Genomic DNA, 3553 nt, shown 5'->3' with positions numbered 1-3553 from the left:
AAATTCTCATTTGCCAAAATGGAATAAAAGATACAATAAAATATAGACAGAATTTCTCTAGCAATAACCATGTGAAAACAGACATTTTGCAGATGTCTTAATTAATCATACCCATACTTAATAAGGAGGGGTTAGTTTGGGCTAATTCCTCCAAAACTACACTAATCTAACAATTTTATATTAGATTAGTAGCTTAACTTGTATCTAAGTATATTATGTATAACTTAACTTGCTACCATTCTATCAATAAGTTGATAAATCGTCAATAAAAAGTTGCTTATTTATAGTGCGAATTTTTAAGGAGGTGAGGATATGACTTGATTAATAGTCAAAGATGTTAATTGTCATCTGACGGTCTCTGGTACATAAAAATAAATAAAAATTTAAGGAGAAAATGCAATGAGTGATATTCAAAAATATAAAGATATGCAAAAACGATTGACTTTAATGCAAGATCCAGCATGGGTTAAGGTAATTCAAGCTTTGAAGAGCTTTAAGTACGATGATACAAAAGATTATTCAGTTATTTTTAAAGAGGAAAAACAAAGGAAAAACAGAAATCAAAATTTCCATGAAGTTACCTATGTTGAGGAGACTGATTCGTTTATCTTTATTTCATATGTATTGAATTTTGAATGTTCTGAGCTGACAGAAGAAATCCGTAATAGGATTGTTTTGAAAGATATAGACATAATCGATATTCGGGTAACTGATAAGTTTAGATTTGAAGATTATTTTTTTGCGGAATAAATAGTTTTATAAATTAATCTCAAGTACATATCATGGGGGCGCAGCTTAACTGCTGTTCCCTCTATTATTCCTAAGCAGAAATAGAGTAACACTCTGTGGCTCAAAATAAATGAAAATTATTAAAGGGAGATTATCCAAATGATAAATGTAATTTACAAAATTGAAAAGGATAAAGTTGAAGAAATCCTTGAAAGATCAAAGTTGCTAGGGGTCGCATTGTACGGAAATTCAATCAACCTAAATTCAGTGACAGATAATAAAGGGTTGACCTATTTTGTTGATGAAGCTCTTGAAGAAATTAGGCAAGATTTAATGTTGTCCGAGATCATGAAGCAACTTGATGTAATTGAACAAATGGTTAAGGGAACAGGTGAAAAGGTTGATTTGGGACTAGAGACTAATGAAAATGAAGAATTTAAAAGAAAGGTATGGAAATTTATTTTCGGAAACAAATAAAAGGGGAGATTAAATGATACAAAATATTAACAATAAAGCTTATGTCATGCTAGACAAGGAACGAGCTGAAACATTACATAAAGATGCTTTTCAGGATACTTACAAGGTTATAAGGCAGTTTTCAGAGCAGTCACAGAAGATTTATCAGTACATTAGCAAGAATAAATTCGAAGAACCTACAAATTTATTTTCACACCAAGTCTTATGCAGTCCCCCAGGTCATGGAAAAACAACTTCACTTGAATATCACATAAAGATGGAAATTATTCAAACAGAGACAAGGAAGCATCCTTATCTCTTAGTTTTCAATAATAAGGATACAATGACTACCTTTTATGAATCGGTAATAAAATTTTCCAACAAATACAACATTAAGAATGCAATATTGGCAATTGACGAAAACAATTTAGGGCAATTTAAGGAAATGCTAGATTATTACCAAATTGTTTGCGTTGTTCAGCAGAGGTTGAGGGATTTAGCAATTGGGTTCGGTGATGTAGATTCATTCTTACGGTATCGACAAGAGCATTTATATTGGGGCAAGAAGCCGGATAAGCCTGATAAAACAATTGTACCAAGAACAATAATCATTGATGAAATGCCCATCTTCTTCAATTCTGTGATTTTTGATATTGGAAAAGATAATAATATGCTGGATTGGTATGACTTATTTGTTAATAACACTAATGACAATGAATTGAGTCCGAAGAATAAACAAAAGGGAAGATTATATATAAGTAGCCTGATTAATTCAGAACTAAATAACATAGGAAATACAACATTAAAACTTAACCGTTCCATTGAATCAACTAATACAGAAGTGGAACTCATGAATATCCTAGAAACCTTAAATAAAAATGTCCCTGATTACAACAGCATCAATCGGTATAAGCGCTTTATCAAATTATTAAATGAAGATGGTATAGGGGCAATTAATAACATATCCCAGAAGAACATACTTTGCTCGGATTTAATCGACTATAAGCCATTTGGAAACATACTGGTACTTGACGGCACTGCCAAGGAAACATCAACAATATATAACCGTGCAGGTTTTGAAATTAAATACGTACATAATTATCACAAGTACATTGAACGGCTCAGATTCTTATTAAATAAAATAAACACTTCAAGCTATAAAAGAGAAAATCCAAAAAGTGAGATAAGGGAACAAATAGCAGAAGACATAATTGAAAAAAGAGGAAAGGGAATCAATATTATCCCCATCCCATCCAAAAATGATATTGGTAAATACATAAAATTGGGAGCAATTACTCCTGAGCAGCAAAAGCAATTTTTCATGGACAGACAATATGAAGNNATACACAACTTAACAGGAAAAAACGATTTAAGCAAATATAATCATATTGCATTACTAAACCTCCCTATTATGAAACCGGACGAATACAGGCTTCAAGCTATAGCGATGTATGGAACGGATATTGATTTAAGACTCGTTAAAGATTTGGCTGATAATGAAGAACGTCAATTACATAAAGGTAAATGGTTTGTAGACCAACGGTTGCAAAATTTATTCCTTGAGCAGCAAAAAGCTGAACTTTCACAAATAATACATAGATCATCAATTAGAAATATTAATTCGGATAAAGTAGTAACAATTTACATGTATCACAATAAAGAACAAGTAATGGAGATGTTAAAGGAAATATTCAATCTTCCTGATGAGAATTTTATGACTGTCGATATTCAGAAGAAAAATAACTTCAAGGTGAAGTGTAGGAAATGGGCAGAGCAGATTAGCGCTCATCTAAAAAATAGTCCTAATTAATAATTTACAGCATTTAAAATCGGTGGGAATAAGTTCAAGTATTGGATTAAGGACAATTGGAAAGAACACGAAGAGTTAATTAGACAAATTTTTAAGGAATATGAAATAAGCATCAATGTCAAAGGGAAAGGAAATTACAAATATTTTACATATTATGACAATGATTTTGAAAGAATGTTTGCTGATGGAGAAGTAGAAGAGTTATTTGCTTAAAAGTGGAGGATTTTTCCTTATATATTATTAAGAGAAATTCCCTCACTTTGATAGTTTTCTAGATAGATAATTACATAAAATGGATAATCACATTCCAAGTGGCTAAATGGAACGATAGTGGAATTTAGACGCTTGACCAAGCACTTACAACGCTCTTGTTTTTTGTTGTAAGTGTGCGGTAGGCTCTTTGTTTAAATGTTACAGCTATATGTTTATATATAAATGATCAAAACATAGGCTTGCCAGCCCACTTTTCAAGAAGAGCACTTGAAAAGTTCCTCGGCTTCACTCATAAAGCAAAGAACGCGTTATTCGTTCATTTTATTTACTGATGATATTAATAGG

General features: G+C 31.5%; 2 protein-coding genes. Both read left to right on the top strand.

Going from position 1 to position 3553, the window contains the following annotated elements; genetic code table 11:
- Window positions 1–399: 399 nt before the first annotated feature.
- Window positions 400–750 (top strand): hypothetical protein, encoded by a 351-nt coding sequence (locus V7149_RS23100; protein ID WP_335347926.1) that lies wholly within the window; start codon window positions 400–402, stop codon window positions 748–750.
- Between the two features lie 138 nt (window positions 751–888).
- Window positions 889–1206 (top strand): hypothetical protein, encoded by a 318-nt coding sequence (locus V7149_RS23095; protein ID WP_335347925.1) that lies wholly within the window; start codon window positions 889–891, stop codon window positions 1204–1206.
- Window positions 1207–3553 lie beyond the last annotated feature (2347 nt).

Source organism: Bacillus sp. JJ1503 (assembly GCF_036965125.1).
Taxonomy (GTDB): domain Bacteria; phylum Bacillota; class Bacilli; order Bacillales; family Cytobacillaceae; genus Cytobacillus.
The sequence above is the reverse complement of the archived record's forward strand: the minus strand, read 5'-3'. Positions and strand labels throughout refer to the sequence as shown.

Bases quoted from the DNA above. Each gene is read 5' to 3' on its own strand.
- V7149_RS23100 (WP_335347926.1), top strand. From the start codon at position 400: ATGAGTGATATTCAAAAATATAAAGATATGCAAAAACGATTGACTTTA.
- V7149_RS23095 (WP_335347925.1), top strand. From the start codon at position 889: ATGATAAATGTAATTTACAAAATTGAAAAGGATAAAGTTGAAGAAATC.